This window comes from Sphingomonas phyllosphaerae (assembly GCF_036946485.1).
GTDB classification, from domain to species: Bacteria; Pseudomonadota; Alphaproteobacteria; order Sphingomonadales; family Sphingomonadaceae; genus Sphingomonas; species Sphingomonas phyllosphaerae_E.
This window is the reverse complement of record NZ_JAQIJA010000006.1, coordinates 331,801-357,376: the sequence shown is the minus strand read 5'-3', so window position 1 is coordinate 357,376 and position 25,576 is coordinate 331,801. Positions and strand designations below refer to the sequence as shown.

The following is a 25,576-nucleotide window of genomic DNA, read 5'->3' as shown; positions in this document are numbered from 1 at the left end:
CTTTTGCACGCCCTGACCCGTCAATCGCTCCACTGGTCTGCCTTGGAAAACCCGGTCCATTTCTGAAGAGAGCCCGTGAGGGTATCTGGAATGGAGAAAGACATGGGACGTCAGCGGTTTACGCCGGAGCAGATCATCGCGAAGCTGCGTGAGGTTGATGTGCTCGTCGGCCGAGGTTTGACGGCCGTCGAGGCTTGCCGGCAGATCGGCATTGCTGAGCAGACACTGTATCGATGGCGTAAGGAATATGGCGGGCTGAAGGTCGATCAGGCTCGCCGGATGAAGGACCTGGAGCGCGAGAATGCGCGGTTGAAGAAGCTCGTCGCAGATCTCGCGCTCGACAAGGCAATCCTCCAGGAGGCGTCCAAGCTAAATTTCTGAGTCCCTCCCGTCGCCGCGAGGCGATCGAGCAGGTCCGTCGCGTGTTGCCGGTATCGGAGCGGCGGACTTGCCGGGTACTTGGCCAGCCCCGCTCGACGCAGCGCCACCCACCGAGGGACGATACCGACGAGCAGCGGCTGACCGCCGACATCATCGCGCTGGCGACGAACTATGGTCGCTATGGCTATCGTCGTATCCATGCTCTGCTCGGCAACGCCGGCTGGCAAGTCAGCCTGTCGGTGGTCGAGCGGATCTGGCGGCGGGAGGGTTTGAAGGTTCCCAAACGGCAGCCGAAACGCCGCCGTCTCTGGCTGGGCGACGGGTCGTGCATCCGCCTTCGCCCTCAACATCGCGGGCATGTCTGGTCCTATGACTTCGTCGAGGATCGGACCCACAACGGACGCAAATTCCGAATGCTCAACATCATCGACGAGTTCAGCAGAGAGTGCCTGGCCATGGTGCCATTGCGGCGCTTCCGGTCGAACGACGTCATCGACGTGCTGGCCGATCTGTTCATCGAGCATGGGCCGCCTCAGCATATCCGGTCCGATAGCGGCCCAGAATTCGTCGCTCACGCCGTCCAGGGCTGGCTCGGCAGGCTGGGCGTCACCACCCTCTATATCGAGCCGGGCAGCCCGTGGGAAAACGGCTATATCGAAAGCTTCAACGCTCGCCTGCGTGACGAGCTGCTCAACGGCGAGATCTTCTACAGCCTCGAGGAGGTCCGCTGCGTCACCAACTGGTGGCGCGACCATTACAACCGAGCGCGGCCGCACAGCAGTCTGGGATACCGCCCGCCTGCGCCAGAGACGACGATGATGCCAACGTGGCCGCTCGGCTCCGCTGCGCTCCGCCTCCCGTCCACGCTCGCATCGGAGGTGCACCGCAACCGAGATCATATTACATTTTTACACTACGCCGTTTGACACCGTAGTAGCCTTATTACAAACTAACACTAACAGGTCGGTCATGATGCCGATCGTGGGTTTGCAAGCGGGGGCCTCATGAGCAGCGTTACGATCACGGACAATCTGTTCTCTCTCGGAACGGCGGGCGATGCCGCCGCGGTGGCGGGATGCGGCTGCGCCTTCTGCGCAGCGATGGCCGGCAGCGGTTCCGCCACGCCGCATGTCACAACCGACACGACGATCGCCCGCAGCGGCGCGGAGATGCTGACACAGCATTATTCCGACAAGGGGTTCTACTATTTCTCCGGTGACCGGAACATCGATGCGGTGCTCATCGGCTCGCGCTGGACCGCAACGACGCTCACCTTCTCATTCCCCAGCAACGGCAACGTCTATGGGACCAACTACGATTCCGGTCAGAACACCCTGCAACTGCCGTTCAACGACGCGCAGAAGGCGGCAGCGCGTCAGGCGTTCGATCTCGTCTCGGGCTATACCGGGCTGAAGTTCGTCGAGGTCGCGGCCGACGCCGCGGAGCGTCCGACCTTCCGCCTTTCCTCGACGGCGGCGGCGAACGTCGGGTCGGCGATGGGATATTTCCCGCACACCACCGAAAATCTCGGCGGCGACATCTGGTTCGGCCGGACGGCGCAGCCCTATTACGAGACGCCGCAGCGCGGGAACTGGGGCTTCGTCACGATCATGCACGAGATCGGGCACACGCTCGGCTTGAAGCATGGCCATTCCGATTATACCGACGCGGATCTCGGCTCGTTCTTCGATCTTGACGGACCGTTCTACGGCACCCGTGCCCTGGAATATGATCGCGACGGCCAGCCGTGGTCGATCATGTCGTACACGACCTCGCCCAATACCTCGTCGGTCTTCAACGGCGATCAGCAGAACCAGGCGCAGACGTACATGATGTACGACATCGCCGCGCTCCAGTATCTCTACGGTGCCAATTACACGACCAACGCGGGCGACACCGTCTACCGCTGGGACCCGAAGACCGGCGCATTGTCGGTGAACGGGGTGTGGCGTGACGCGCCGGCCGGGAACAAGGTTCTGGAAACCGTCTGGGATGGTGGCGGCAACGACACCTACGATTTCAGCAACTATTCCGGCAACCTGTCGATCGATCTCCGCCCGGGCGAGTTCTCGACGCTGTCGACCGCGCAGATCGCCAATGCGCTCGCTTATGTTGATGGCGATGCGCCGATGATCGGCAATGTCGGCAACGCGTTGCTCTATCAGGACAACACGGCCTCGCTGATCGAGAATGCGATCGGCGGCGCCGGGAACGACCGGATCGTCGGCAATCAGGCCAATAACCGGCTGGAAGGCGGCGCCGGCGACGATCTGCTCGTCGGTGGCGCGGGCAGCGACGTGCTGATCGGCGGCGCGGGCAACGACGTCGCCGATTTCTCGGACGCCAAGACGGCGATCAGCATCACCTTCAACAACAACACCGCCGACATCATCGTCGCGAACGGCGGCGATCGTGACGTCTTGCGCCAGGTCGAGGGCGCGATCGGCACCGCGTTCAACGATACGTTGATCGGCGACCGTTCGGACAATTTCCTGTCGGGCGGCAGCGGCGGGAGCGACTATCTGAACGGCGGCGCGGGTAACGATACGCTGGTCGGTGCCGGCGACACGATCGTCTATACGGATCGTCCCGACCTGATCGAAACCACGCCGTGGAACAATCAGTGGCGCGGCGGCGCGGTGAGCCTCGATGGCTCGTTCGACCTCGTCCATGCGAACCTCGTCACGCAATCCACCGTCCTTCCCCATGCGACGGTGCAGGCGACCGGCCCCGGCGGCGGCGCGGACTATTATAGCTTCACCGCTGTTGCCGGCTCGAAGCTGATCCTCGATCTCGACAATGTGCCCCCCGACTGGACGGGCATCGAGCTGCTCGACGCGCAGGGCAACGTGCTTGCCGGCAATTACGGCGTCGACCGCACCGACGCCGGCAGCCGATCCGGCGGCGCGCCGTGGCTGGAGGCGCTCATCCCGACCGATGGTGTCTTCTATGTGCGCGTCGGCGGCGTGTACCGCAATTATCTCGACGACGGGAGCGAAGTCGACGAGGTGGGCGGCTTCCCACGGGACCTGCCCTATATCCTGAACGTCTCGCTGGAGAATGCGGCGGTAGAGGCCACGGTCACGGCGAAGGGCGCGAGCCGCTTCTACGGCGGCGACGGTGACGACCTGATCGTCGCGGCCAGCGGCGACGACCTGGTCTCGGGCGGCGCGGGCGTCGACACCTTGTCCTATACCAAGGCGCGGGCCGGCGTGACGGTCGACCTGACCGTGACGAAGGCGCAGAATACCGGTGGTTCGGGGATCGACACGATCAGCGGGATCGAGAACCTGACCGGCTCCCACTTCAACGACGTCCTGAACGGCACGGCCGGCAACAACGTGATCGCGGGCGGCGGCGGACATGACCGGCTGAACGGCGGCGCCGGGCGCGATACGATCTCGTTCGCGGGGCTGGATCGCGGCGTGACGTTCAGCCTGGCCGCACAGGGCAGCGACCAGTTCCTCCAGCCGGGCTCCTCGGTGATCGCGACCGGTTTCGAGGATATTCTCGGCAGCGCCGGCAACGACACGCTGACCGGCAATGCGAGCGCCAATCGGATCAACGGCGGCGCAGGCGACGATGTGCTGGTGGACAGCGCCAGCGGGCTGTCGACCGGCACCGACACGATCGACGGCGGCGCAGGCTTCGATACCATCAGCTTCAAGACGCACGCCAACGGCATCTCCGCGTTGCTGACGGGGCGCGACAGCGGCACGGTCATCTCGGATGACGGTGCGCTGCTCGCCACCTTCACCAACATCGAGGCGGTTGAGGGCGGCCGCGGCGACGACATGCTGATCGGCGACGAAGGCAACAACACGCTGGGCGGTCGCGAGGGCGCGGACATGCTCGTCGGCGGCGGTGGCGCGGACACGCTGGAGGGCGGTTTCGGCGACGACATCATCGACGGTGGCGAGGGCAACGACACCGCGGTGTTCAGCGCGGCGGTCGACCACTATGTCGATCTCGCGCGGTTCGACGAATATGACACCGGCGAGGGAACCGACTGGCTGATCAACATCGAGAATTTGCGCGGCGGCGCCGGCAACGACAGCTTCTTCGGCAACGCCGGGAACAACATTTTCTATGATGCCGGTGGCGACGACCTGTACGTCGGACGTGGCGGCAGCGACACGGTCGACTATTCGAACGCGACCCGCCTGTTGAAGGTCGACCTGACGATCGCATCGCAGCAGGACACCGTGGGTGGCGGCTTCGATACCTTCGACGGGGTCGAGAACATCGTCGGCGGCAATTTCGGCAACATGCTGTTCGGCACCGCCGGCGCGAACCGTCTGGTCGGCGGCAGCGATGTCGATGCGCTGGTCGGCGGCCAGGGTGACGACCGGCTGGAAGGCGGCGACGGCGACGACATGCTGATCGGCGACGAAACCGGGCTGATCACCACCGCGCTCGCCGCATCGAACAACGACACGCTCATCGGCGGCCGTGGCGCGGACCGGCTGATCGGCGGCGAAGGCGATGACACGCTGATCGGCGGGTCGGGCAACGACATCCTGATCGGCGGGTCTGCGCGGGTGGTGCAGGCCGGCAACAACTTCAGGATCGAGGGCCTGATCCTGATGGATGGCGGGTTCGACACGCTCGACGGTGGCGAAGGCAACGATCTGGGCGTCCTGTATTACGACGGCCGCAAGGAGGCGATCCGCCTCGACATGCACGATACGCAGGCCCGAAACGTGGTCTATGCCGATGGCGTGGAGCATGGATCGGTCACCAGCGTCGAGACGCTCCGCTTCTACGGCGGCGTCGGAAACGACTGGGTGGAAACCGGCGCCGGCTATGATGTCCTGCAAGGCGGCGCGGGCAACGATCACCTCGCGGCGGGCGCTGGCGACGACATCGTCAACGGCGGCGCGGGCGACGATTGGCTGGATGGCGGCATCGGCGTCGATACCATCAGCTATGCCGGCGCGACGGCGGGGGTGACGGTCGACCTGCGACGCACCGATGCGCAGGATACCGGCGGTGCCGGGATCGACACGATCAGCAACTTCGAGAATGTGACGGCCAGCGCCTTCAGCGACACGATCTACGGCGATGACGGCGCCAATATGATCCGCGATGGCGTGGGCGGCGACGATCGCATCTATGGCATGGGCGGCGACGATATTCTGGGAATCGCGCGCACCTATGGCCAGCCGGCGCAGACCGTGCTGATCGACGGCGGCACCGGGAACGATCTGATCGAATATTTCTCGATCCCGGTCTACAACCGCTTCATGCCGCCGCGCTTCTATCGCCAGACCGACACCGTGACGCTGATCGGTGGCGACGGTGACGACCGGATCAACATCTCCGGGCAGAAGACAGGCTATGTCGATGCCGGTGCGGGCGACGACATCGTCGCGATCGGCGTCGGCGGGCTCAACCCCTCGACGCTAGAGGTGACGCTGGGGGCCGGGCGCGACATCCTGTCGTTCCTCTACGTCGACAATTTCGTCGGCGAGATCGACCGCGTGAATATCGTCCACGATTTCCAGACGGGCGCTGGCGGCGACAAGATCGACCTCACCCGCATTCTGGGCGGCTGGTACACCGGGACCAACCCCTTCTCGATCGACCAGATGAAGCTGGTGCAGGACGGCGACAACGTGCTGTTGCAGGTCGATATGGATCGCAGCGGCACCTATTTTCAATGGCGCACGATGCTGACCCTCGAACATACCAAGGTCGAGGATTTCACCGCCGACAATTTCTACCGTGTCGACGGCGACGGCATCTTCACGCCCTATGTCATCGTCCCGTTCGATCCGAAGGGCGGCGCGGCAGCGCCGAGCGAAACAATGGCCGGTATCCTGCCGCTGTCGAACGCCATGCCGGACCTTGGCACGCCGACCGACGACTTCGCTGCCAACGGCTTTGCGGTCGGCCCCGAACAGGCTGCTCCGACCTCCGGCAGTCCGCTGGTCGATGCGTGGCGCGACCTGCCCGCGCCGACGCCCGCAGCACCTGCGGCGACCACCGCAGGCTTCGACGTCGACGACCTCGCGGTCGATCCGGCGTTCAGCCATGTCAATCAGTGGCACCGCTTCGGGCTGGACCTGCACAACCAGTTGCACATGGCCTGATCGCCGAGAGAACAGTCGATTGAAGGGACGCCGCGGCAGCGATGCCGCGGCGTCCTTCTATTGGGCGAGCAGCGCCGCCAGCCCAGGCGGACGCGCGGTCCGCAGTTCCAGCGCATCGAGCGGCGACGGCGGCACCGCATCGGGGTTGTCGCTGCGCAGCGCCACGAGCCGGATATCGGTCTGCAAAAGGCCGTGGATCAGGCAGCTCAGGAACCGGCTGTCGGTATAGACCGCGTTCAGCACATGCGCCGGCTCCAGCCGCAATTGCGCCAGCAGCACCTCGGACGCGTCGGTCACCAGGATCATGCCCAGCCCCGGCCACCGCGCGATGACTTCCGCCGGCGGCTGGCCCTTGTAGGGCATCGTCTCGGTGACATCCTCAGGGCGGTAGGCGATGCCCGCGATCGTCACGCCGCGCGCCGTTGCCGCCGCCAGATCGTCCTTGAACAGGTCGTATAGCGGCGGCATCATGTCCAGCATCACGGTCTGGCGCACACTTGCCAGCATCGCACGGACGCGCTCGATCGTCTGTGGCACGGTGCGCAGCCGTGACAGCGTCTCGTCGGGCGGCGGGGCATGAACGGATTCGAGGACGGTCAGCGCCGACCCGATCCGCTCGTCGAAGCCGTTGCGCAGCCCCGCCAGCAATTGCGCGGGCGGCACCGGAACGTAGCTCACCGCCTCGCTCCCGTCGGTCTCATCGAGAACCGCGCCCTTTTGGGAGAGCGCGTTCAGGGCCTGGTAGACATTGGCCGGCGCCCGGCCGATCCGCTGCGCCAGGCGATATCCCGTGGCGGGCGACTGTCGCAGCAGCTCGCAGTAAACCGTTGATTCTAACTGGTTGAACCCCAGCGCCGTCAACGCCGATTCTGGCTCGCTCATCGATGGTCGCGAACGTCGTTGGTCATGCGCGATATGTAAACGAACGCCGATCGCGTGCAATCCGCTGCGCGCAGCGGCGCGAACCGGTGCCATCCGCGCTTTCGGGATCGACAATGTGCCCCACCGCTCCCGCAAGGCCGCTCACGTCTCGATCAATCGTTAACCATCTGCCGCTACCCACGGCAGCGGAGGTAGGGAATTTGACGCTCAATCAAACCATTACCGGGGCATCTCGGGTCGCGGGGGAGCTGGGGATCCGAACGCTCGATCTGCAGGCGGATATCTCAGAACTGGCGACGCGCGTCACCGCACAGGCGCGCACGATCGAGAGCGTCGGGGCGCAGACCCACCGGCTGACCGACGACGTCGAGAACGTCGCCGACGCCGCGCGCGAAGCGTCGGCCGCCACGATCGGCGCACACGGTCTGCTGGCCAGTTCGCACGTCCAGATCGACGCGGCGATGGGCGACGTGGTCGATCTGATCGCGCAGGTCAGCCGCATCCACGACAGCCTCGGCGCCTTCACCTCCGCGCTTGAAGAAGTCGGACGCGTGACCGCGACGATCGATGCGATCGCGAAACAGACCAACCTGCTCGCGCTCAACGCGACGATCGAGGCGGCCCGCGCCGGCAACGCCGGGCGCGGCTTCTCGGTGGTGGCGGGCGAGGTCAAGAAGCTGGCGTCGGAAACCGCCGCCGCCACCTCGCGCATCAACGGTTCGATCGAGGCGCTGACCACCCAGGCCGATGCGATGCTCGGCCGCGTCGATCAGGGCGTGACCAAGGCGCGGTCCGCACATCAGGGCACGCAGGACGTGAAGGCGCTGGTCGCGCAACTGCGCGGGCTGATGGACGGGCTGGAACGCAACAGCGACAGCGTGGTCCGCCGGATCGGCTCGATGCTGTCGGCGGTGGTCGAGGTGAAGACCGGGCTCGGTCAATTGTCCGAGACGTCGAGCGACAATGCCTCGGGTCTGCAACGCCTGTCGAAGCGGCTGACCTCGGTCAGCGACGACACCAACGCCCTGCTCCAATTGCTGGCGGAGAGTGACGCGGAGACGCCCGACCGTCCCTATATCCACTTCGCGCTCACCGCAGCGCGGCAGGTGTCGGAAGGGCTGGCCCAGGCGGTGGCGGCGGGAACGCTCGAACAGGCGGCGATCCTCGGCGACGCTTACGCGCCGGTCGCGGGCACCGATCCGCCGCTGTTCACCCATCCGGCGATGGCGACGATCACCGCGCTCGCCCCGACCGCAGCAGGAGGCGGCACGCGCCCTGCCCGGCTTCTTCGGGATGAGCTTCACCGACCGGCACTGCTTCGGCGCGGTGGCGATGCCCGAACGCTCGCTTCCGCAGCGGCCCGGGCAGCGGAGCTGGAACACCGAATATTCGCGCGCCGGGGTCTTCTTCCACTTCCCCGACACCGAGGAGCAGGTGAAGATTACCAAGCCGTTCTGCCTGAAGGCTTATCGACGTCTCGCCTCGGATGGCAGCGTCATCCTGCTCAAACAGGTGATCGCCTCGATCAACGTCAACGGCAAGCATTGGGGCATTCTGCAGCTCGCCTATAAGGATCAGGGGTAGGCGGCCGGCAGCGGCGGACCGCTAAGTCCGCCCGAACAGCTTCGCCACGCTCTTGAGGTCGAGCTTTACCCAGGTCGGCCGCCCGTGGTTGCACTGCCCGGAATGCGGCGTGACCTCCATTTCGCGCAGCAACGCGTTCATCTCGGCCGGGGACAGCACCCGACCCGCACGGACCGAGCCGTGGCATGCCATCGTCCCCGCGATCGCGTCGAGCCGCTCGCGCAGGCTAAGCGCCTCGTCATAGGCGGCCAGTTCGTCGGCGAGATCGGTGACCAGCCCCTTCGGGTCGCCGCTGCCCAACAGCGCGGGCGTAGCGCGCACCAGCATCGCGCGGGCGCCGAACCGCTCCAGCTCGAGCCCGAAATCGGCCAGCTCGGCGGCGCGCGCCTCCAGCCGATCGCACGCTGGTTCGTCCAGCTCGACCACCTCGGGGATCAGCAACGCCTGCGACGCGACGCGCCCGCCGGCCAGCGCCGCGCGCATCCGTTCCAGCACCAGCCGTTCGTGGGCGGCGTGCTGGTCGACCAGCACCAGCCCATCCTCCGCCTCGGCGACGATATAGGTCCTGGCCACCTGCCCGCGCGCGACGCCGAGCGGGTAGTCGTTCGTCGCCGGGGGCGGCGTCCAATCCGGGACGGACCGTGCGGCCGGCGGCGCGGCGAAAAACGTGGGACGCTGGTCTTGAAACGATAGCCCTCTCCCCTGCGGGGAGAGGGTTGGGTGAGGGGCCGCCCCAAGCGCATCGCTCGGTGAAACACCGGCCCCTCCCCCACCCAGCCTAGGGTCAACATCGCCCCGCGACGTCGAGAACATGCCGGGGGCATGTTCGACCCGAGGCTCCCCGGAGAGGCGGGGACTATTCTCTTGCTGCCACATCGCCATGATGTCGGTCGGGGCCGAATGCGCCACCCGGTGCCCCGCCGCGTCGAGCGCGCGGCGCAGGCCGGAGACGATCATCCCGCGCACCAGCGCCGGGTCGCGGAACCGCACCTCGGTCTTGGCGGGATGGACGTTCACGTCGACCTCGCTCGGCGGCACGTCGAGGAACAGCGCCACCACGGCATGGCGGTCGCGCGGCATCATCTCGGCATAGGCGCCGCGGATCGCGCCGATCAGCAGCCGGTCGCGCACCGGACGCCCGTTGACGAATAGATATTGATGGTCGGCCACCCCGCGGTGGAAGGTCGGCAGCCCCGCCACCCCGCCCAGTACATGGCCATCGCGCTCCAGGTCGATCGCCACCGAATTGTCGGCCAGCGCGCGATCGGTCAGCGCGGCGACCCGCGCCGGCCGACTCTCCGCCGCCGCGACCGACAGCGCGCGGCGACCGTCATGCTCCAGCGAGAAGGCGATGTCGGGTCGCGCCATCGCCAGCCGTCGCACGACGTCGAGGCACGCGGCATATTCGGACCGCGTCGAGCGCAGGAACTTGCGCCGCGCCGGCACCTGCGCGAACAACGCCTCGGCGACGACGCGCGTGCCCGGCGGCAAGGCGGCGGGCCCGTCGCGCTCCAGCACGCCATTGTCGACCGTCCGCGCCCATCCCTCGCTCCCGCGCGGGCGGCTCTCGATCGTCAGCCGCGCGACCGACGCGATCGAGGGCAGCGCCTCGCCGCGAAAGCCCAGCGTCGCCACCCGGTCGATATCCTCGTCGGGCAGCTTGGAGGTGGCATGGCGCTCCAGCGCCAGCGCGATCTCGTCGGGCACCATGCCGCAGCCGTCGTCGGCCACCTCGATCCGCTCGATCCCGCCGGCCGACAGCACGACCGCGATCCGCGTCGCGCCGGAATCGATCGCGTTCTCGACCAGCTCCTTTAACGCGCTGGCCGGTCTTTCCACCACTTCACCGGCGGCGATACGGTTGACCAGATGCGAGGGGAGACGGCGTATTGACACAGCGCAGCACGTAGCCCAAGCCGCGGCATCCCGCGACCCCGCAGATACCATCGCCAGCATGATTCCTGCGGGATGCGCGGACTTGGACGATCACTGCCGGCGCCCTCCATCCGGCGACAACGACACGGACGACAACGTCAATGATATTCTCGCGCCTGTTCAAGATGACCTCGCACGACATGGCGATCGATCTCGGAACCGCGAACACGGTCGTCTATGTGCGCGGCCGCGGCATCGTGCTCAACGAGCCGTCGGTGGTGGCGGTCGAGACGATCAACGGCGTCAAGCGCGTGAAGGCGGTCGGTGAGGACGCCAAGCTGATGATGGGCAAGACGCCCGGCTCGATCGAGGCGATTCGCCCCTTACGCGACGGCGTGATCGCCGACATCGACGTCGCCGAGCAGATGATCAAATATTTCATCGAGAAGGTGCATGGACGCCGGCGCTTCATGCGCTGGCCGGAGATAGTGATCTGCGTCCCCTCGGGCTCGACCAAGGTGGAGCGCCGCGCGATCCGCGACGCCGCGCAGAATGCCGGCGCCAGCGCGGTCTATCTGATCGAGGAACCGATGGCGGCGGCGATCGGCGCGGACATGCCGGTGACGGAGCCGGTCGGCTCGATGGTCGTCGACATCGGCGGCGGCACCACCGAGGTCGCGGTCCTGTCGCTGCGCGGCCTCGCCTACACCACCTCGGTGCGCGTCGGCGGCGACAAGATGGACGAGGCGATCGTCAGTTACGTGCGCCGCAACCACAATCTGTTGATCGGCGAGGCGACCGCCGAGCGGATCAAGCAGGAACTGGGCTGCGCCAAGCCGCCCGCCGATGGCATCGGCAAGACCGTCTTCATCAAGGGACGCGATCTGGTGAACGGCGTGCCCAAGGAAATCCAGATCACGCAGGCACAGATCGCCGAAGCGGTCAGCGAACCGGTCGCGGCGATCGTCGACGGCGTGCGCATCGCGCTGGAGAATACGGCACCCGAACTGGCGGCGGATATCGTCGATCAGGGGATCGTGCTGACCGGCGGCGGCGCGCTGCTCCACGGGCTGGACGAGGTGCTGCGCGACGAAACCGGGCTGCCGGTGACGGTGGCGGACGAACCGCTGATCTGCGTCGCGGTCGGCACCGGTCGCGCGCTGGAGGACCCGCTGTTCCGTGCGGTGTTGCAGAACGGGTAACCGATAGACCCGTTCGTGCTGAGGAGGTGTTGAGCCTGCCGAAACACCGTCTCGAAGCACCGCGCCGCGCGGCCCCTTCGAGACTAGGCTTCGACAAGCTCGGCCTTTCCTCACGGCGAACGGAAGGACGTATAATGGCAGGTCACCACATAATCTGAAGGCGGGAGGTGACGGCAATGGCGCCGTCGCGGGATCGGCGCCCCGGCTTTTCGCGGCGCGCGCAATACGGGCTGTTCGTCACCTACATCCTCGGCATCGCCGGGGCGGTGGTGGGGGCGGTGCTGCTTGCGCTGTCGACCTTCAACCCGGCCGCCTTCGCGATGGCGCGCGCCGCGCTCGCCGAAGTGACCGCGCCCGTCTCCACCGCCGCCGCAGGGGTCGTCGGTGCCGTGGGCACGGTGCCGCGCGAGATCGGGACATGGTGGCGCGTCCATGACGAGAATGCCGAGCTGCGGGCGCGTTTGGCGCGGGCGCGTGGCGCGTTGCTGGTCGGGCGTCAGGCGCGGCTGGAGAACGTCCGGCTCCGCGCGTTGCTCGCCTTGCGCGATCAGAACCCGCAAGTGGTCGCCACCGCAAGGATCGTCAGCACCAGCGCGTCGAGCACGCGCCGCTACGGCCTGTTGAACGCCGGGACGTGGCAGGGTGTCGCCGAAGGGCAACCGGTTCAGGGACCGGAGGGGCTGATCGGCCGCGTCCTCTACACCGGCCCCAACACCGCCCGCGTGCTACTGATCACCGATGCCGAGAGCGTGGTGCCGGTGCGTCGCTCGCGTGACGGCAGGCCCGCGCTGGCGGCGGGGCGCGGCGACGGGCTGATCGACATTCGCACCATCGACACCGCCGACGGCAAGTTCCGCCCCGGCGACATCTTCGTCACCTCCGGCACCGGCGGCATGTTCGTTCCGGGCGTGCCCGTGGCGCGCGTGCTGCGCGACGGCACCGACAGCGCGCCGGCCCGGCCGTTCGCGCGTCCCGACACGCTGGACGTCGCGATCGTCCATCGTGCATTCATGCCGCCCCCGCCACCGACGCCGACACCCGCCTCCACGCCGACCACGACGCCTACGCCCGATCCGTGACGCCCCCTGTCCGCCCGCCCTTCGAGGAACCGCTCGGCCGTCGACGTGCGCGGCTGTTGCCGTGGGCGACGGTGATGGTCGGCTCGCTGGTCACCATCCTGCCATGGGGGGCGACGCTGCCGCTGCTGCCGCCGGTCGGGTTGCTGCTCATGCTGTCGTGGCGATTGCTCGCGCCATTGTCGCTGCGCGTCTGGGCGCCCGCCTTGCTCGGCCTGTTCGACGATCTGCTGTCGGGTCAGCCGCTGGGCAGCGCGATGCTGCTGTGGACGCTCGCATATTTTCTCGTGGACGCGATCGACGCACGTTCGGGCGTCCGCGATTTCAAGCAAAGCTGGGCGATCGCCGCGCTGGCGATCGCGTTCGTGCTGCTCGGCGGCCGACTGGCGGCGACGCCGCTCGATGCCCATGTCGACAGCGTGCTATTGATCCAGATGATGATTTCGGTGTTGCTCTTCCCCGCCGCCGCGCGACTGGTCGCGTGGATCGACCTGCGGCGCGCGCTGTGAGGCCGCGCGCGCCCAGGATCATGACCGAGGCGGCGCAGAGCTACAGCTTCTCGCGCCGCGCATGGCTGCTCGGCGCCGGGCAGGCCGGGCTCGGCGCGCTGCTGATCGGCCGGATGGGCTATCTCGCGATCGCGCAGAACGAGCATTACAATCTGCTCGCCGAGAGCAACCGCGTCAGCATGACGATGATCCCGCCGCGCCGCGGCTGGATCGTCGACCGCCACAACCAGCCGATCGCGAGCAATCGCACCGACTTCCGCGTCGACGTGATCCCCGACCGGCTGGAGGACAAGGATCGCGTGCTCGCGCATCTGCGCGGGTTGCTCGGCCTCACTGACGAGGATCTGGCGCAGATCAATGCCGAGCTTGAGCACGCCCCCGGCTTCCGCCCGGTCGAGATCGCCGAGAACATCGATTGGGAACGCTTTGCCGCGGTGCAGGTGCGCCAGCCCGAGCTGCCCGGCGTCGCCCCGACCCGCGGCTTCGCACGCCATTATCCGGCCGGCCCGGCGGTCGCGCATCTGATCGGCTATGTCGGCGCGGCGACCGCCGAACAATATAAGAAGACGCGCGACCCGCTCTATGTCACGCCCGGCTTCAAACTCGGCAAGGACGGGCTGGAAAAGACCATGGAGCCGCTGCTGCGCGGCACCGCGGGCGCGAAGCGCGTCGAGGTCACCGCGCGCGGCAAGCTGGTCAAGGAACTCGCCACCCGCCCCGACGTCCCCGGCCGCACGCTAAGGCTGACGATCGACGCCGGGCTTCAGGAATATGCCGCGCGGCGGCTCGGCACCAACTCGGGCTCGGCGGTGGTGTTCGACTGCACCAATGGCGAGATGCTCGCGATGGTGTCGATGCCGGCCTACGACCCGAACACCTTCTCCGAAGGCATCAGCCAGATGGAGTGGAAGATGCTCAGCGAGGACGACCACGTCCCGCTGATGAACAAGGTGACGCAGGGGCTCTATCCGCCGGGCTCGACCGTCAAGCCGATGAACGGCCTGGCGCTGCTCGCCGCCGGGGTCGGCGCGAACGAGCGCGTGTTCTGCTCGGGCGCGATGCGCGTCGGCAATGGCGTGTTCCACTGCCACAAGCGCGGCGGCCACGGCCCGCTCGATCTCAAGAACGCGATCATGCAGAGCTGCGACATCTATTTCTACGAGATGGTGCGCCGCGTCGGGTATGACAAAATCGCGCCGGTCGCGCGCGAGCTGGGGCTGGGGCAGAAGTTCGACCTGCCGTTCGCCACGCAACGCTACGGCACGGTCCCCGACAGCGCGTGGAAGCAGCGCAAGTACAAGACCGATTGGAAGGTCGCCGATTCGCTCAACGCCTCGATCGGGCAAGGCTATGTACTGTCCAACCCGCTCCAGCTCGCGGTGATGGCCAGCCGGCTCGCGTCGGGGCGCAAGCTGGTACCCACGCTGATCCGCGATCCGTTCAAGCCGCAGGCCGAGATGCTGCCGATCGATCCCGAGCATTTCCGCATCATCCGCGAGGCGATGGACGGAGTCGTCAACCATGGCGGCACCGGCGGCGCGGCGCGGATGCTGGTGCCCGGCATCGCGATCGCCGCCAAGACCGGCACCGCGCAGGTGCGCCGGATCACGATGGCGGAGCGGCGCTCGGGCGTGCTCAAGAACGGGCAATTGCCGTTCAAGCTGCGCGACCACGCCTTGTTCGTCTGCTTCGCGCCCTATGACAATCCGCGCTATGCCGCGGCGGTGGTGCTCGAGCACAACGGCCATACCGTCCGGAACCTCGACACGCCGATGATCGGCCGCGACATCATGACCTACCTTTTCGACCGCGACCGCGCGATGAAGAGCCTTGCCGAGGTCGAGCCGACCTGGGGCGGCGACATCGCGACGCGCATGGCCGTGCAGCGCGCCGCCTATCGCGCCGCGCACGCCCCCCGCCCCGCCGGTGGTCGACGACGACGACGTGCCCGCGTCGAACTCGCCCGCGGTGGAGGCGGCGACCGACGCATCGAACGCCAGCGCAGAGGCGACCGCGCGTGACATCGCCACCAGCGGCGGACCCGCCCGCACCGGCTCCCCCGAGCCGGAAACCGAAGGCGAGCGTCGCGCGGCACCGCTGGACTCCGCCCCGGAGGCGCCGCGATGAGCGGCTTCGTCCCCGCGCCGCTCGCGGTTCTGCCATGGCGTATCCTGCTGCTCGTCACCGCGATCGGCGGGTTCGGGCTGATCGTCCTCTATTCGGCTGCCGGTGGCAGCCTGCGCCCGTGGGTGATCCCGCAGGGGCTGCGTTTTGCGGTGTTCATGATCGGCGCGGTGGCGCTGTCGCGCGTGCCGCTCGACTGGTGGAAGAAGTCCGCCTTCTACATCTACGGCACCTTCCTGATCCTGCTGATCCTGGTCGAGCTGCTGGGCGCGGTGCGCGGCGGTAGCCAGCGTTGGCTGGGGTTCGGCCCGATCCGCATCCAGCCGTCGGAAATGATGAAACTGGCGATCGTGCTGGCGCTCGCGCGCTTCTACGACATGCTGCCCGCTGCCGAGACGCGCCGCTTCCAGGCGGTGTGGCCGGCCGCGATGCTGATCGGGATGCCTGCGTTGATCGTCATGGCGCAGCCCGATCTGGGCACCGGATTGATGATCTGCGCCGGCGGCGCGACCTTGATGTTTCTGGCGGGCGTCCCGCTACGGCTGTTCGTCGGCGGCGCCATGGCGGCGGCGGTGGCGATCCCGCTCGCCTTCAACTACGTCCTGCACGAATATCAGCGCCATCGGATCCTGATCTTCATGGACCCGGAAAGCGACCCGCTCGGCACCGGCTATCACATCAGCCAGTCGAAGATCGCGATCGGCTCGGGCGGGCTGTTCGGCAAGGGCTTCCTGCAAGGCACCCAAAGCCACCTCGACTATCTGCCCGAGGGCCACACCGACTTCGTCTTCGCGACGATGGCGGAAGAATGGGGGCTGGCGGGCGGTGCCTTCCTCATCATCGCGTTCCTGCTGGTGATTCGCTGGGGGGTGAATGTCGGCGTGCGCGCCGAGGACCGCTTCGCCAAGCTCGCGGCGGCGGGACTGGCGACGACGATCTTCTTCTACATGGCGATCAACCTGATGATGGTGATGGGTCTGGCGCCGGTGGTCGGTATCCCTTTGCCTTTGGTCAGTTTTGGCGGATCGGCGCAGATGACGGTGCTGATCTCGCTCGGCATCCTGATGGGCATCGACCGCTCGATTTCGGCGCGCCAGTCCACGCGCTGGTGAGAAAAGTCAAAAAAGGGGTTTGCGAATCCGAAAAGCGCTGTTAGAGGCGCGCTTCCCGATCGCGGGGCGGTTCTTCGGAAACGCTTCTCCCACGGTCACTGGACGCATAGCTCAGTTGGTAGAGCAGCTGACTCTTAATCAGCGGGTCCTTGGTTCGAGCCCAAGTGCGTCCACCAGTTTCTCCAACGGCCTCGCGAGCGATCGCGGGGCCGTTGTGCATTAAGGCCTCGGCGAACGCCACGCTGCACCGCACGCCCTCGCTCTCCACGCGAACAGCCCAACGCCACCGCCTACCCTGCCCGCTCACGACATCAGGAGCGTTCGGTGCGGTACGGTTTGCTCACCAAGGCATTCGTCACGGCCGGGCTGGTTCTCGCCGTCCGTCAGCGCGACCATCGCTGAGCCCAGCTCCCCCTCCAGCGCCCATCCCTGCTCATTGCGCCGTTGGAACGACCGCGCGGACATCGGGTTTCTGTACCGATCGGAGATACACGCATGAACGCCAATGCCCGCCTGACATTGCTGACGCGGTGGGGGTTCGCCACGCGTGGCCTCCTTTACCTCGTCATTGCCGTGCTGATCCTGCGGACCGGGCGCGCGGAGGATCCCGCCGGTGCGCTGGAGTTTCTCGGTCAGGGCGGCGGCCAGTTCCTGCTGGCGGTCCTGACCATCGGTCTGCTGGCCTATGGCATCTGGCGACTGGCGGACGCGGCATTGGACATCGAGCGGCACGGCTCGGACCGGAAAGGATGGGTAGAACGCGTCGGCGCGGGTGTCAGCGGCGTCGTTCACCTCGCGCTGGCGTGGCAGGCCGTGAAACTGATGCGCGGCGCGGCGCTATCCGGCGACAGCACGCGAGAGGGCACGCAAATGGCCCTGCAACTGCCGGGTGGCCGGGCACTCGTCATGGTCGGCGCGGCGGTGCTGTTCGCGCTCGGCGTCGTGCAGCTCGTCAAGGCCGCCAAAGGCTCGTTCCTTCGCTATCTCGATCCGCGGATGGGCCAGCGGCCATGGGTGCGGTGGAGCGGTCGCGCGGGCTATGCCGCACGCGGCATCGTGTTCCTCATCACCGGCTGGCTGCTCCTCGAGGCGGGCATCGAAGAACAGGCGAGCGCCACCGGCGGCATGGCCCGCGTATTGGCATGGCTGGATCCTCCGTTCGATCTGATCGTCGGCGCGGGCCTTCTGGGGTTCGGCCTGTTCAGCCTCGTCGAGGCGCGCTTCCGCCGCCTGCACGACGTCCCGATCAACGCCGTGACGCGCCGGTTCGCGTAGCCCCGTCGGCCGCTCCCCGCGCTGAGTCGAGAAACCGCGCGAGCCGCGCCGCAATCCTCGGCGTTGAAAAGCGTGCCGTCGACATCGCCCTCGGCGCTTTGATCGGAGCATTGGCGGGCCTTTCCTGGCGTCATTTGGATGCGGATGACGTAGCGTCAATCAGCACCCTTTCCCTTCACCATCGTTTCATCTCAACCATTTGCGGACCCTTCTGCTACGAAGTTGCTTGCCAATTCGGTTCAGCGTGCTACGCGAATGTAGGAGTAATGGCCGACGACAGATCGGCCATCTCGACAACGCTGTGACGAAAAAATGGGGAGGATCACCATGGCACCCAAGCTGCTTTTCCTGGCATCGGTTTCGGCCGCATCGCTGCTCGCCGCCGCGCCCGCCGCCGCGCAGAGCGAGGCGGGCGCCGCCGTCGCTTCACCCGGCACCGCGCAGGCGATCGACGGCAATCAGCCGCCGGCCGCGCAGGAGCAGGCACCCGATGACATCGTCGTCACCGGCGTCCGCGCCTCGATCGTCGGCGCGCTCAACCGCCGCCGCGAATCGACGCAGATCGTCGACTCGGTGGTCGCCGAGGATGTCGGCAAATTGCCCGACAACAACGTCGTCGAGGCGTTGCAGCGCGTCACCGGCGTGCAGGTCACCGACCGCGGCCAGGGCGAAGCCGCCGGCATCCAGATCCGCGGCCTCCCCGACGCGCTGACTACGCTCAACGGCCGCAACATCTTCACCGCCGCCGGCCAGTCCTTCTCGTTGCAGGACATCTCGGCCAACCTCATCAAGCGCGTCGACATCTTCAAGACGCGCGCCGCCGACCAGATCGAAACCGGGCTCGCCGGTCAGGTCGACGTCGTGACGCGCCGCCCGTTCGACTTCGACGGCTTCGCGATCTCGGCGCTGGCGCGCGGCATCTATGACCAGGAAGCCGACAAGTTCAACCCGAACGGCGCGTTGCTGATCAGCGATCGCTGGGAAACCGGGATCGGCGACATCGGCGTGCTGGTCAACGGCAGCTACACGCGCTCCAAGTTCCGCACGATGGCGACCACTGCCGGCGCATTCGTGCCGTTCGCGACGCTCAATCCGCCCACGGGGACGGGCCTGACAGGCTCCCAACGCATCTTCCCCGCGCCTCGCGATCCACTGACCGGCCAATTCATCAACACGCCCGCGCTCGGCAACTGGACGGTCGGTAACGAGACCGGTCTGCCGACCGCGGTCGGCTCGACGATGGTCGTCAACGGTGTCGACGCGCCCTATTACCTGTCGCGCGACGCGGTGTTCAGCTCGGACCTGTACGGCAAGCGGGAACGGCCGTCGGTCAACGTCGCGCTGCAATGGGCGCCGAACAGCAGTTCGGTGTACACCGCCGAGGCCTATTACGCCGGCTTCCGCGGCGAGACCTTCAACAGCCTCCAGTTCAGCTTCGTGGACTATTGGGCCAACCCGGTCGCGCCCGAGATCTACGACGGCACCAACATCGTCAAATCGCGCGTCGCTAACAGCGTCTACGGCTTCAACAGCGCCGATTATACTCGCAGCCAGACCGACAGCTTCGTCTATGCGCTGAACGGAAAGTGGGACGTCGGCGAACATGGCGGGATCGTCGCCGACGTCGCCTACCAGACCAGCACCTACAAGACCGCCTTTTTCGCGATGCGGACCGATCGCGTGGCGAACCAGATCACGACCGACTTCAACGCCGGGGGCGGCATTCCCTCATACCATTTCGACAATGATGCGTTGCTCGCCGATCCGAGCGTCTGGAACGTCGCGCAATTGTATGACAATCAAGATCGTAATAAGGGGAGCGCAATCACCGGGACCCTTGACGGCTTTTATCGTTGAGACACCGGCTTTCTGCGCCAGATCAAGGCTGGCTTTCGCTTTGACAACCGCAGAGCCTCCTCCGAAACCCGGACAGCTGACGCCGCTGCGCTCAACCGTCCGCTGTCAAGCTTGCCAGAAGGCGCAACCTTCACGAACTCAGATTTCTTTGAGGGACGGGCCGATGTGCCGACCAGCTGGGTGTCTGCTAACGGCTATTACAATTACGCCAATGCCGATGCGATCCGCAGCCTCTACGGACTGAAGACTTCAGACCAGCTCTCATTGACCAAAGTCTTCGACGTTAACGAGACGACGCTCGCCGCCTATTTGCAGGCAGATGCGCAGATCACAATCTTCGGACGTCCGCTCAACCTGCAGGGCGGCTTCCGCTCGGTCACGGTCGATACCGACGCGACCTTCCGCGATCGCTTCAACAACGGTGCGATCTCACGCGCTTCGCCGGGTTCTGCCCGTTTTCTACCCAGCTTCACCGCTCGTTACGAGATTACTCCTACGATACGCGCACGCTTCAACTACGGCGAGACACTGCGCCGCCCTGACTTCACGGACATCAACCCGAATTTCACGCTGACAGGTGATTTGACCAATGTTGGCTATGGCAGTGGCAGAGCCGGCACCGCGAGCCTCAAGCCGACCACGTCGAAGAACTACGACGTCGCGCTGGAATGGTATTTCGAGCGCAACAGCGCGATCACCGTCACCGGCTTCCGCCGCGCGATCGACGGATTGGTCGTGCCGGTCAGCCAGCTCGAATTCATCCCCAACAACGGCATCGTGGCCGGCGCGACGAACAATTTCGTCATCAGCCGCCCGGCCAACGCCTCGAACGGCGTGCTGAAGGGGATTGAGGTCGGGCTCACCTATTTCCCGACCTATCTCCCGTCGGTACTCAACGGCCTCGGCTTCCAGGGCAGCCTGACGGTGCTCGACTCCGACCAGAACGTGCCGATCTACAACAATTCGGGGCAGCAGGTCGGCGAGCAGCGCTCGGGCTTCTTCGGGGTGTCGGACCTCTCGTACAACGCCACCCTGGCCTATGATAACGGTCCGGTCGGCGCGCGGCTGTCCTATGTCTACCGCAACGCGTGGCAGGCACGCTACGAGGCGCGGCTGTTCGCCAACCCGCTCGGCGTGTGGCGTCGTGCGGAGGCGAGCCTCGATCTCCAGCTCACCGCGCGCCTGACCGACCGGCTCGGCCTCACCTTCGATGCGGTCAACCTGACGCGCACCAAGCAGCAGGAATATTACCGCTTCGACAATGTCGGCGACAAGGATCGCTACAATCTCGGCACGGTGCTGATCCCGCGCACCTTCGCGGTCGGTGTCCGCTACAGCTTCAACTGACCTCCTCAGGGGGCGGACCGGCCGGTCCGCCCCCTTTCTTCTTTCGCAAAGGAATTTGCCGTGAAGCGCTTCCCCACGCTCGCGTTGCTCCTGCTCGCCTCCGGTTGCGGCGGCAGCGACGGCGCGCCGTCCGCCAGCACCGCCCCGTCCGCGACGCCGACCCCCGCCCCCTCGCCCACGCCTTCACCGACGCCCACGCCCAGCCCGACGCCGACCGCCAGCGCCACGCTCGCGCTCACCGGCAATGTCGCGCCCGCGCACGATCCGGCGATCCTCAAGGACGGCAACACCTATTACCTGTTCACCACCGGCAATGCCGGCGATGCGGAGGGGCTGCTGGCGCTGCGCACCTCAACCGACCTGCGCGACTGGACGCTGCGCGGCGGCAGCTACACCGCGCTGCCGGCGTGGACCGCGACCGCCGTTCCCGGCGCGACCGGCATGTGGGCGCCCGACATTTCGAAGGTCGGCAATGAATACCGGCTCTATTATTCGATCTCGACCTTCGGGAAGAACCAGTCGGCGATCGGCCTCGCCACCGCGACGGTCATCGATCCGACGAAGCCGGCGGCCAATTGGGTCGACCGCGGCCCGGTCGTCCAGTCGCAGACCAGCGACGACTATAACGCGATCGACCCGATGGCGTTCACCGACGCCGACGGCCGCGCGTGGTTGGCGTTCGGCAGCTTCTGGACCGGGATCAAGCTGATCCGGCTCGATCCCGCCACCGGCCTTCGCCTGACCGGAGACGCCGCGCCGCGCGCGCTGGCACAGCGCCCCTTCCCCGGCGCGATCGAGGCGCCGTACATCGTCCGCCACGGCAATTTCTATTATCTGTTCGTCTCGTTCGACACCTGCTGCGCGGGCGCGAACAGCACCTACAACACCGTCGTCGGCCGTTCGTCGGCCCCCGACGGCCCCTATGTCGATCGCGACGGCAAGCCGATGCTCCAGGGCGGCGGCACGCCGGTGCTCGGCAACGGGCAGAACGATGGCAGCCGCTTCGTCGGCCGCGGTCACGTCGCGGTGCTGCAACAGGCGGACGGCGACTATATCGTCTATCACGCCTATGACCGTCAGAAGAACGGCTTCCCGACGCTCCAGATCCAGCCGCTGACGTGGAGCGCGGACGGCTGGCCGGGCGTGCAGTGACCGCTGCTCAGATCGTCGTGCGGCGATCGACGCGGTAGCGCATCTCGGCGGCGAAGCTGCGGGTGAGCGCCACCAGATGCGGGCTGGTGGCGCGATCCTCGGCGATCACGTCGAGCATCGCGAACGCACGCGGCCCCCAGCGCTTGTCGGCGAGCAAGGCGGTGGCGCGATCGGGAACCGCCTCCTGCGCCGCCGGCCAGCTGGAAAGGCAGGCGAGCCCGGTCAGCAGGTCGCGCAGTTCCGGCGGCGTCATGTCGAGCCGCTTCAACGCCCGCGCAGTGCCGTAACTCGCCGGAAAACCGTCCTCGAACGCCGCCAGCGTCGCGGCCTGCTCGCCCGCGGGCACCTGCGCGCCCGGCACGCAGCGCGGCGCGACCGGCACGGTGCGCGCGACCCGCGCCGCGTCGAGCAGCCGCACGTCACCGTTGCGATAGGCATAGCGCGCGCCCGCGATCGGCACGATCAGCGCACCGTCGGCGACGCGCGGCTTTCCCGCGGCCGCACACGTCCCGAACGGTGTGCTCGTCACCAGCTCCTCGGCCGAGCGGCGCGCGACGACCACATAGCGCGCCGGGCATTGCGGCCCGCCGTCGCCCCGTACCAGCCACAGCCGCTCGCGCCCGATCCGGTACGCGCCGACCACCGCCAGCCCGTCGACCAGCGTCCCGCCGAACGGCCGCGACACCGTCACCGTCCCGATCCGCAGCGCCTGCTCGCTGCCGGCATTGACCACCTGCGCCCGCTGCGCGCTGAGCGGCGCGGCCACCAGCGCCACTGCCAGACCGCCGATCGCGGCTGCCATCATCCGTCGCATCCGATCGCCTCTCCTGCTCCCGTCGCCGCCTCTACGCCGCCGCGCGCACCGGGTTCCGGGCCTCAAGCGTCGCTGCCGCGCGCCAGATGCTGCGCGGCGGCCTGCAACCGCGAGATCACGCCGTCCGCACCGTCGCCGGCGCTGGTGTCCAGCGCCTCGCCCAGCGCCGCACGCATCCCGGCGAGCTGCCGGTCGGCCGGCGCCCCCGACAGCCCGGCCAGCTGCACCACCGCCTGCCGCGTCACATCCTCCAGCGCGCGGCGCAGCTCGCCTTCCTGGGTCGGCGTCGCGCCGGTCCGCCCGCCGAGATCGGCGGCCAGCCCGCGCAGCTCGTACACATCCCCACCGCGCGCCAGCTCGGCCGGGTCGGGGCGGAACCCGCCCGCCGCGACCCCGCTCGACGCCGCCCAGGCGTGCGAGGCGGTGTCGAGCGTCCGCGCGCTCTGCCCCACCCAGGCGAGCACGCGATGGCCGATCTCGCCGATCGCGGTCCCGGCCAGCGAGCGCGCCTCATCGTGCGCGCCGTCGCCGATCGGCGTGACCGCACCGGCCGCATGGACGGGCGTGGTGGGCAGGCGAGAGAAACCGTCGATCGCGGTCATGACGTCACCTCTGGATCAGCGGAGCGGGGCCGCGCCATGCTCGGCGTCGGCGACATGAGACGCCGGTTCTGGCGCGATGAAGCGGTCGAGCGGACCCGGCTCGGCCAGCAACCGCTCCAGCGGCGTCTGCCGCTCGGCCGCGGCGGCCATCGGATCGGTCGAGGGCGCACCCCGCACGGGGGCAGCGCCGATGCTGGCGACAGGGTTCATCTCACGCTCCTTACCGACCCTAGATGGCGTGTCCCGGTCGTCCGCGCCATCATCGTTACGATTAGGCGCGATCCACCGGCTGCTCGTCCGCAAACCGATCGAGCGGCCCGGGTGTCGACAACAGGCGATCGAGCGCGCTCTGCGGCAGCGCCGGCCTGGCAGCGTCTGCGCGACGATCGATGATCTGGTTCTGCATCGCGGCATTCGCATCCTGCACGATCCGCTCCGCCGCCTTACGATCGCCGCAGCCCAGCCCGACGACAGGCAGATTCACCGTCGCCCCGGTCGCACGATTGATCCCGTTCATCTCCGACCTCCTCGTCATCCTGCCTCGCCGCCGGACGATCGCGTCAGTACCCGCCCTTCCGGCACAGCGCCAAAAGACGCGGCAGCTTCGGATCGTCCTCGCCCGCCGCCATCCGGTCGCGCGCTTTCCCGCAAATCTGTCGACTGCGCGCCGGCGAGCCCTTCGCCTTGCCAGCGCGAGGGTGCGCCTGCGCCGCGCTGGCCGCCTGCACCGCCATCGGCGCGCTGACCGCCGCCGGGTCCATTGCCCCACCGGACCAATCCTGCGCGGTCAGCGGCGTCGCAACCGCCAACCCGCCGAAAAGCGTCACCCACCGCCAGTTCGATAAACCGCCGCGCTGTCGGTTCGTCACAAACGCCTCCGTCATCATGGCACCTCCCCGCGGTAAGCATCCGCCGGGCGCACCGGCATCATCGTTTCGATTAGGCGATCGCCCCATCGTCTAATCGAAACGCTGATACCGGCCCCAGTCGCGACGCCGCATAACCGGTTCATCGAACGGCAACCGGCGTCATGGCAGACGCCTCAATCAGGAGAAAGCAGATGGTTTTCGGTATCGGCAGCTTCAGCCCGGTCTCGCTCCTCGCCACCGCGGCGCTCGGCCCGGCCGGCGGCCTGGCGGCGACGCTCACGTCGCAGCTTTACGCGAGCATCGGACAGGAAATCATCGGCCGCCTTGGCGCGCAACTCGGCCTGCCGCAGGCGTCGATCTCGCTGGCGCAGAACGCATTCGCGGCGGGTTCGGGGAATTTCCCGAGCCAGGTTGGCGGCGTGCGCGACGCGATCCAGGAACTCGGTAGCTTCACCAACGCTTCCCCAAGTGAGATCGGTGAGCAGCAGCGTACGACCGAAAACTTCATCAGCGACATCGTACGCCAGAGCCGCGAACAGGCTGAGGAGTCGCAGGGTGGCGGGGTACGCGGTGCGAAGGGCCAGGGTTGGTTGATGGCCATGGCGAAGGCCCTCGGTGCGCAACTCGACAAGCTGGGTGCCGAAATGGAGGACATGGCTGGACGAATCACCAAAGATACGCCGAGCCTCTCCGCCGAATTCAGCGTCGTCTCGCAGCAGTTCAACATGTTGATGAGTGCTACGACCAACGCCATCAAGACAGTCGGCGAAGCGATGGGCAACGCCGCTCGTAAGAACTAACAATCCGACTGCGTGACCAG

General features: G+C 67.2%; 18 protein-coding genes, 1 tRNA gene and 1 pseudogene. 13 read left to right on the top strand and 7 right to left on the bottom strand.

The genetic code is table 11. The features are described from left to right. The first annotated feature begins 102 nt into the window (after positions 1-102). Both PGN16_RS17400 and PGN16_RS17395 read left to right on the top strand, forming a co-directional pair. Positions 103-1,307 (top strand): IS3 family transposase gene (locus tag PGN16_RS17400; RefSeq protein ID WP_335310628.1). Its coding sequence is split into 2 segments (ribosomal slippage): positions 103-370 and positions 370-1,307, totalling 1,206 coding nucleotides; the frame shifts between segments, so codons are not numbered across the junction. A gap of 78 nt (positions 1,308-1,385) precedes the next feature. Then, a complete protein-coding gene (locus PGN16_RS17395) occupies positions 1,386-6,476 on the top strand; it encodes a M10 family metallopeptidase C-terminal domain-containing protein (RefSeq protein WP_335310627.1) in 5,091 nt (1,696 codons plus the stop codon). A 57-nt stretch (positions 6,477-6,533) separates the two neighbouring features. On the opposite strand, the gene PGN16_RS17390 is transcribed toward PGN16_RS17395, so the two are convergent. Continuing rightward, a complete protein-coding gene (locus tag PGN16_RS17390) occupies positions 6,534-7,418 on the bottom strand; it encodes a TrmB family transcriptional regulator (protein WP_335310626.1) in 885 nt (294 codons plus the stop codon). A gap of 140 nt (positions 7,419-7,558) precedes the next feature. On the opposite strand from PGN16_RS17390, the gene PGN16_RS17385 reads away from it, so the two are divergent. Continuing rightward, positions 7,559-8,929 carry a methyl-accepting chemotaxis protein gene (locus tag PGN16_RS17385; RefSeq protein ID WP_335310625.1) on the top strand — a complete coding sequence of 457 codons (1,371 nt, stop codon included), beginning with the start codon at positions 7,559-7,561 and terminating at the stop codon, positions 8,927-8,929. A 34-nt stretch (positions 8,930-8,963) separates the two neighbouring features. Here PGN16_RS17385 and mutL read toward each other — a convergent pair whose 3' ends face one another. Next, positions 8,964-10,838, bottom strand: coding sequence for a DNA mismatch repair endonuclease MutL (gene mutL / locus PGN16_RS17380; RefSeq protein WP_335310624.1), 1,875 nt, complete (start codon positions 10,836-10,838; stop codon positions 8,964-8,966). A 140-nt stretch (positions 10,839-10,978) separates the two neighbouring features. Between mutL and PGN16_RS17375 the strand changes: the two genes are divergently transcribed. The 9 genes and pseudogenes from PGN16_RS17375 to PGN16_RS17335 all read left to right on the top strand — a co-directional run bounded on the left by PGN16_RS17375 (position 10,979) and on the right by PGN16_RS17335 (position 22,471). Further along, positions 10,979-12,019, top strand: coding sequence for a rod shape-determining protein (locus tag PGN16_RS17375; protein ID WP_335310623.1), 1,041 nt, complete (start codon positions 10,979-10,981; stop codon positions 12,017-12,019). 176 nt (positions 12,020-12,195) lie between these two features. After that, positions 12,196-13,098 (top strand): rod shape-determining protein MreC, encoded by a 903-nt coding sequence (gene mreC, locus PGN16_RS17370; RefSeq protein WP_335310622.1) that lies wholly within the window; start codon positions 12,196-12,198, stop codon positions 13,096-13,098. Continuing rightward, positions 13,095-13,604 carry a rod shape-determining protein MreD gene (locus tag PGN16_RS17365; protein ID WP_335310621.1) on the top strand — a complete coding sequence of 170 codons (510 nt, stop codon included), beginning with the start codon at positions 13,095-13,097 and terminating at the stop codon, positions 13,602-13,604. Before mreC ends, PGN16_RS17365 begins: the two co-directional genes overlap by 4 nt. 20 nt (positions 13,605-13,624) lie before the next feature. Then, positions 13,625-15,625, top strand: coding sequence for a penicillin-binding protein 2 (gene mrdA, locus PGN16_RS17360; protein ID WP_443019679.1), 2,001 nt, complete (start codon positions 13,625-13,627; stop codon positions 15,623-15,625). 102 nt (positions 15,626-15,727) lie between these two features. Further along, a complete protein-coding gene (rodA, locus tag PGN16_RS17355) occupies positions 15,728-16,840 on the top strand; it encodes a rod shape-determining protein RodA (RefSeq protein WP_335310620.1) in 1,113 nt (370 codons plus the stop codon). A gap of 100 nt (positions 16,841-16,940) precedes the next feature. Continuing rightward, positions 16,941-17,016 (top strand) — tRNA-Lys (locus PGN16_RS17350). Between the two features lie 319 nt (positions 17,017-17,335). Continuing rightward, entirely contained in the window at positions 17,336-18,115 is a 780-nt protein-coding gene (locus PGN16_RS17345) for a DUF1206 domain-containing protein (protein WP_335310619.1), read from the top strand. A gap of 327 nt (positions 18,116-18,442) precedes the next feature. After that, a pseudogene (locus PGN16_RS17340) lies at positions 18,443-21,319 on the top strand (TonB-dependent receptor). A 60-nt stretch (positions 21,320-21,379) separates the two neighbouring features. Then, positions 21,380-22,471, top strand: a complete 1,092-nt coding sequence (locus tag PGN16_RS17335) for an arabinan endo-1,5-alpha-L-arabinosidase (RefSeq protein ID WP_335310618.1) — start codon at positions 21,380-21,382, stop codon at positions 22,469-22,471. Positions 22,472-22,478: 7 nt separating this feature from the next. On the opposite strand, the gene PGN16_RS17330 is transcribed toward PGN16_RS17335, so the two are convergent. The 5 genes from PGN16_RS17330 to PGN16_RS17310 all read right to left on the bottom strand — a co-directional run bounded on the left by PGN16_RS17330 (position 22,479) and on the right by PGN16_RS17310 (position 24,771). Then, a complete protein-coding gene (locus tag PGN16_RS17330) occupies positions 22,479-23,285 on the bottom strand; it encodes a hypothetical protein (RefSeq protein ID WP_335310617.1) in 807 nt (268 codons plus the stop codon). Between the two features lie 62 nt (positions 23,286-23,347). Further along, a complete protein-coding gene (locus PGN16_RS17325; protein ID WP_335310616.1) occupies positions 23,348-23,887 on the bottom strand; it encodes a hypothetical protein in 540 nt (179 codons plus the stop codon). A 15-nt stretch (positions 23,888-23,902) separates the two neighbouring features. After that, on the bottom strand, positions 23,903-24,097 hold the full coding sequence (locus tag PGN16_RS17320) for a hypothetical protein (protein WP_335310615.1): 195 nt from the start codon (positions 24,095-24,097) through the stop codon (positions 23,903-23,905). A gap of 61 nt (positions 24,098-24,158) precedes the next feature. Then, positions 24,159-24,404 carry a hypothetical protein gene (locus PGN16_RS17315; protein ID WP_335310614.1) on the bottom strand — a complete coding sequence of 82 codons (246 nt, stop codon included), beginning with the start codon at positions 24,402-24,404 and terminating at the stop codon, positions 24,159-24,161. Positions 24,405-24,447: 43 nt separating this feature from the next. Beyond that, positions 24,448-24,771 carry a hypothetical protein gene (locus PGN16_RS17310; protein ID WP_335310613.1) on the bottom strand — a complete coding sequence of 108 codons (324 nt, stop codon included), beginning with the start codon at positions 24,769-24,771 and terminating at the stop codon, positions 24,448-24,450. A 176-nt stretch (positions 24,772-24,947) separates the two neighbouring features. Between PGN16_RS17310 and PGN16_RS17305 the strand changes: the two genes are divergently transcribed. Next, positions 24,948-25,556, top strand: coding sequence for a hypothetical protein (locus PGN16_RS17305; protein WP_335310612.1), 609 nt, complete (start codon positions 24,948-24,950; stop codon positions 25,554-25,556). Positions 25,557-25,576 lie beyond the last annotated feature (20 nt).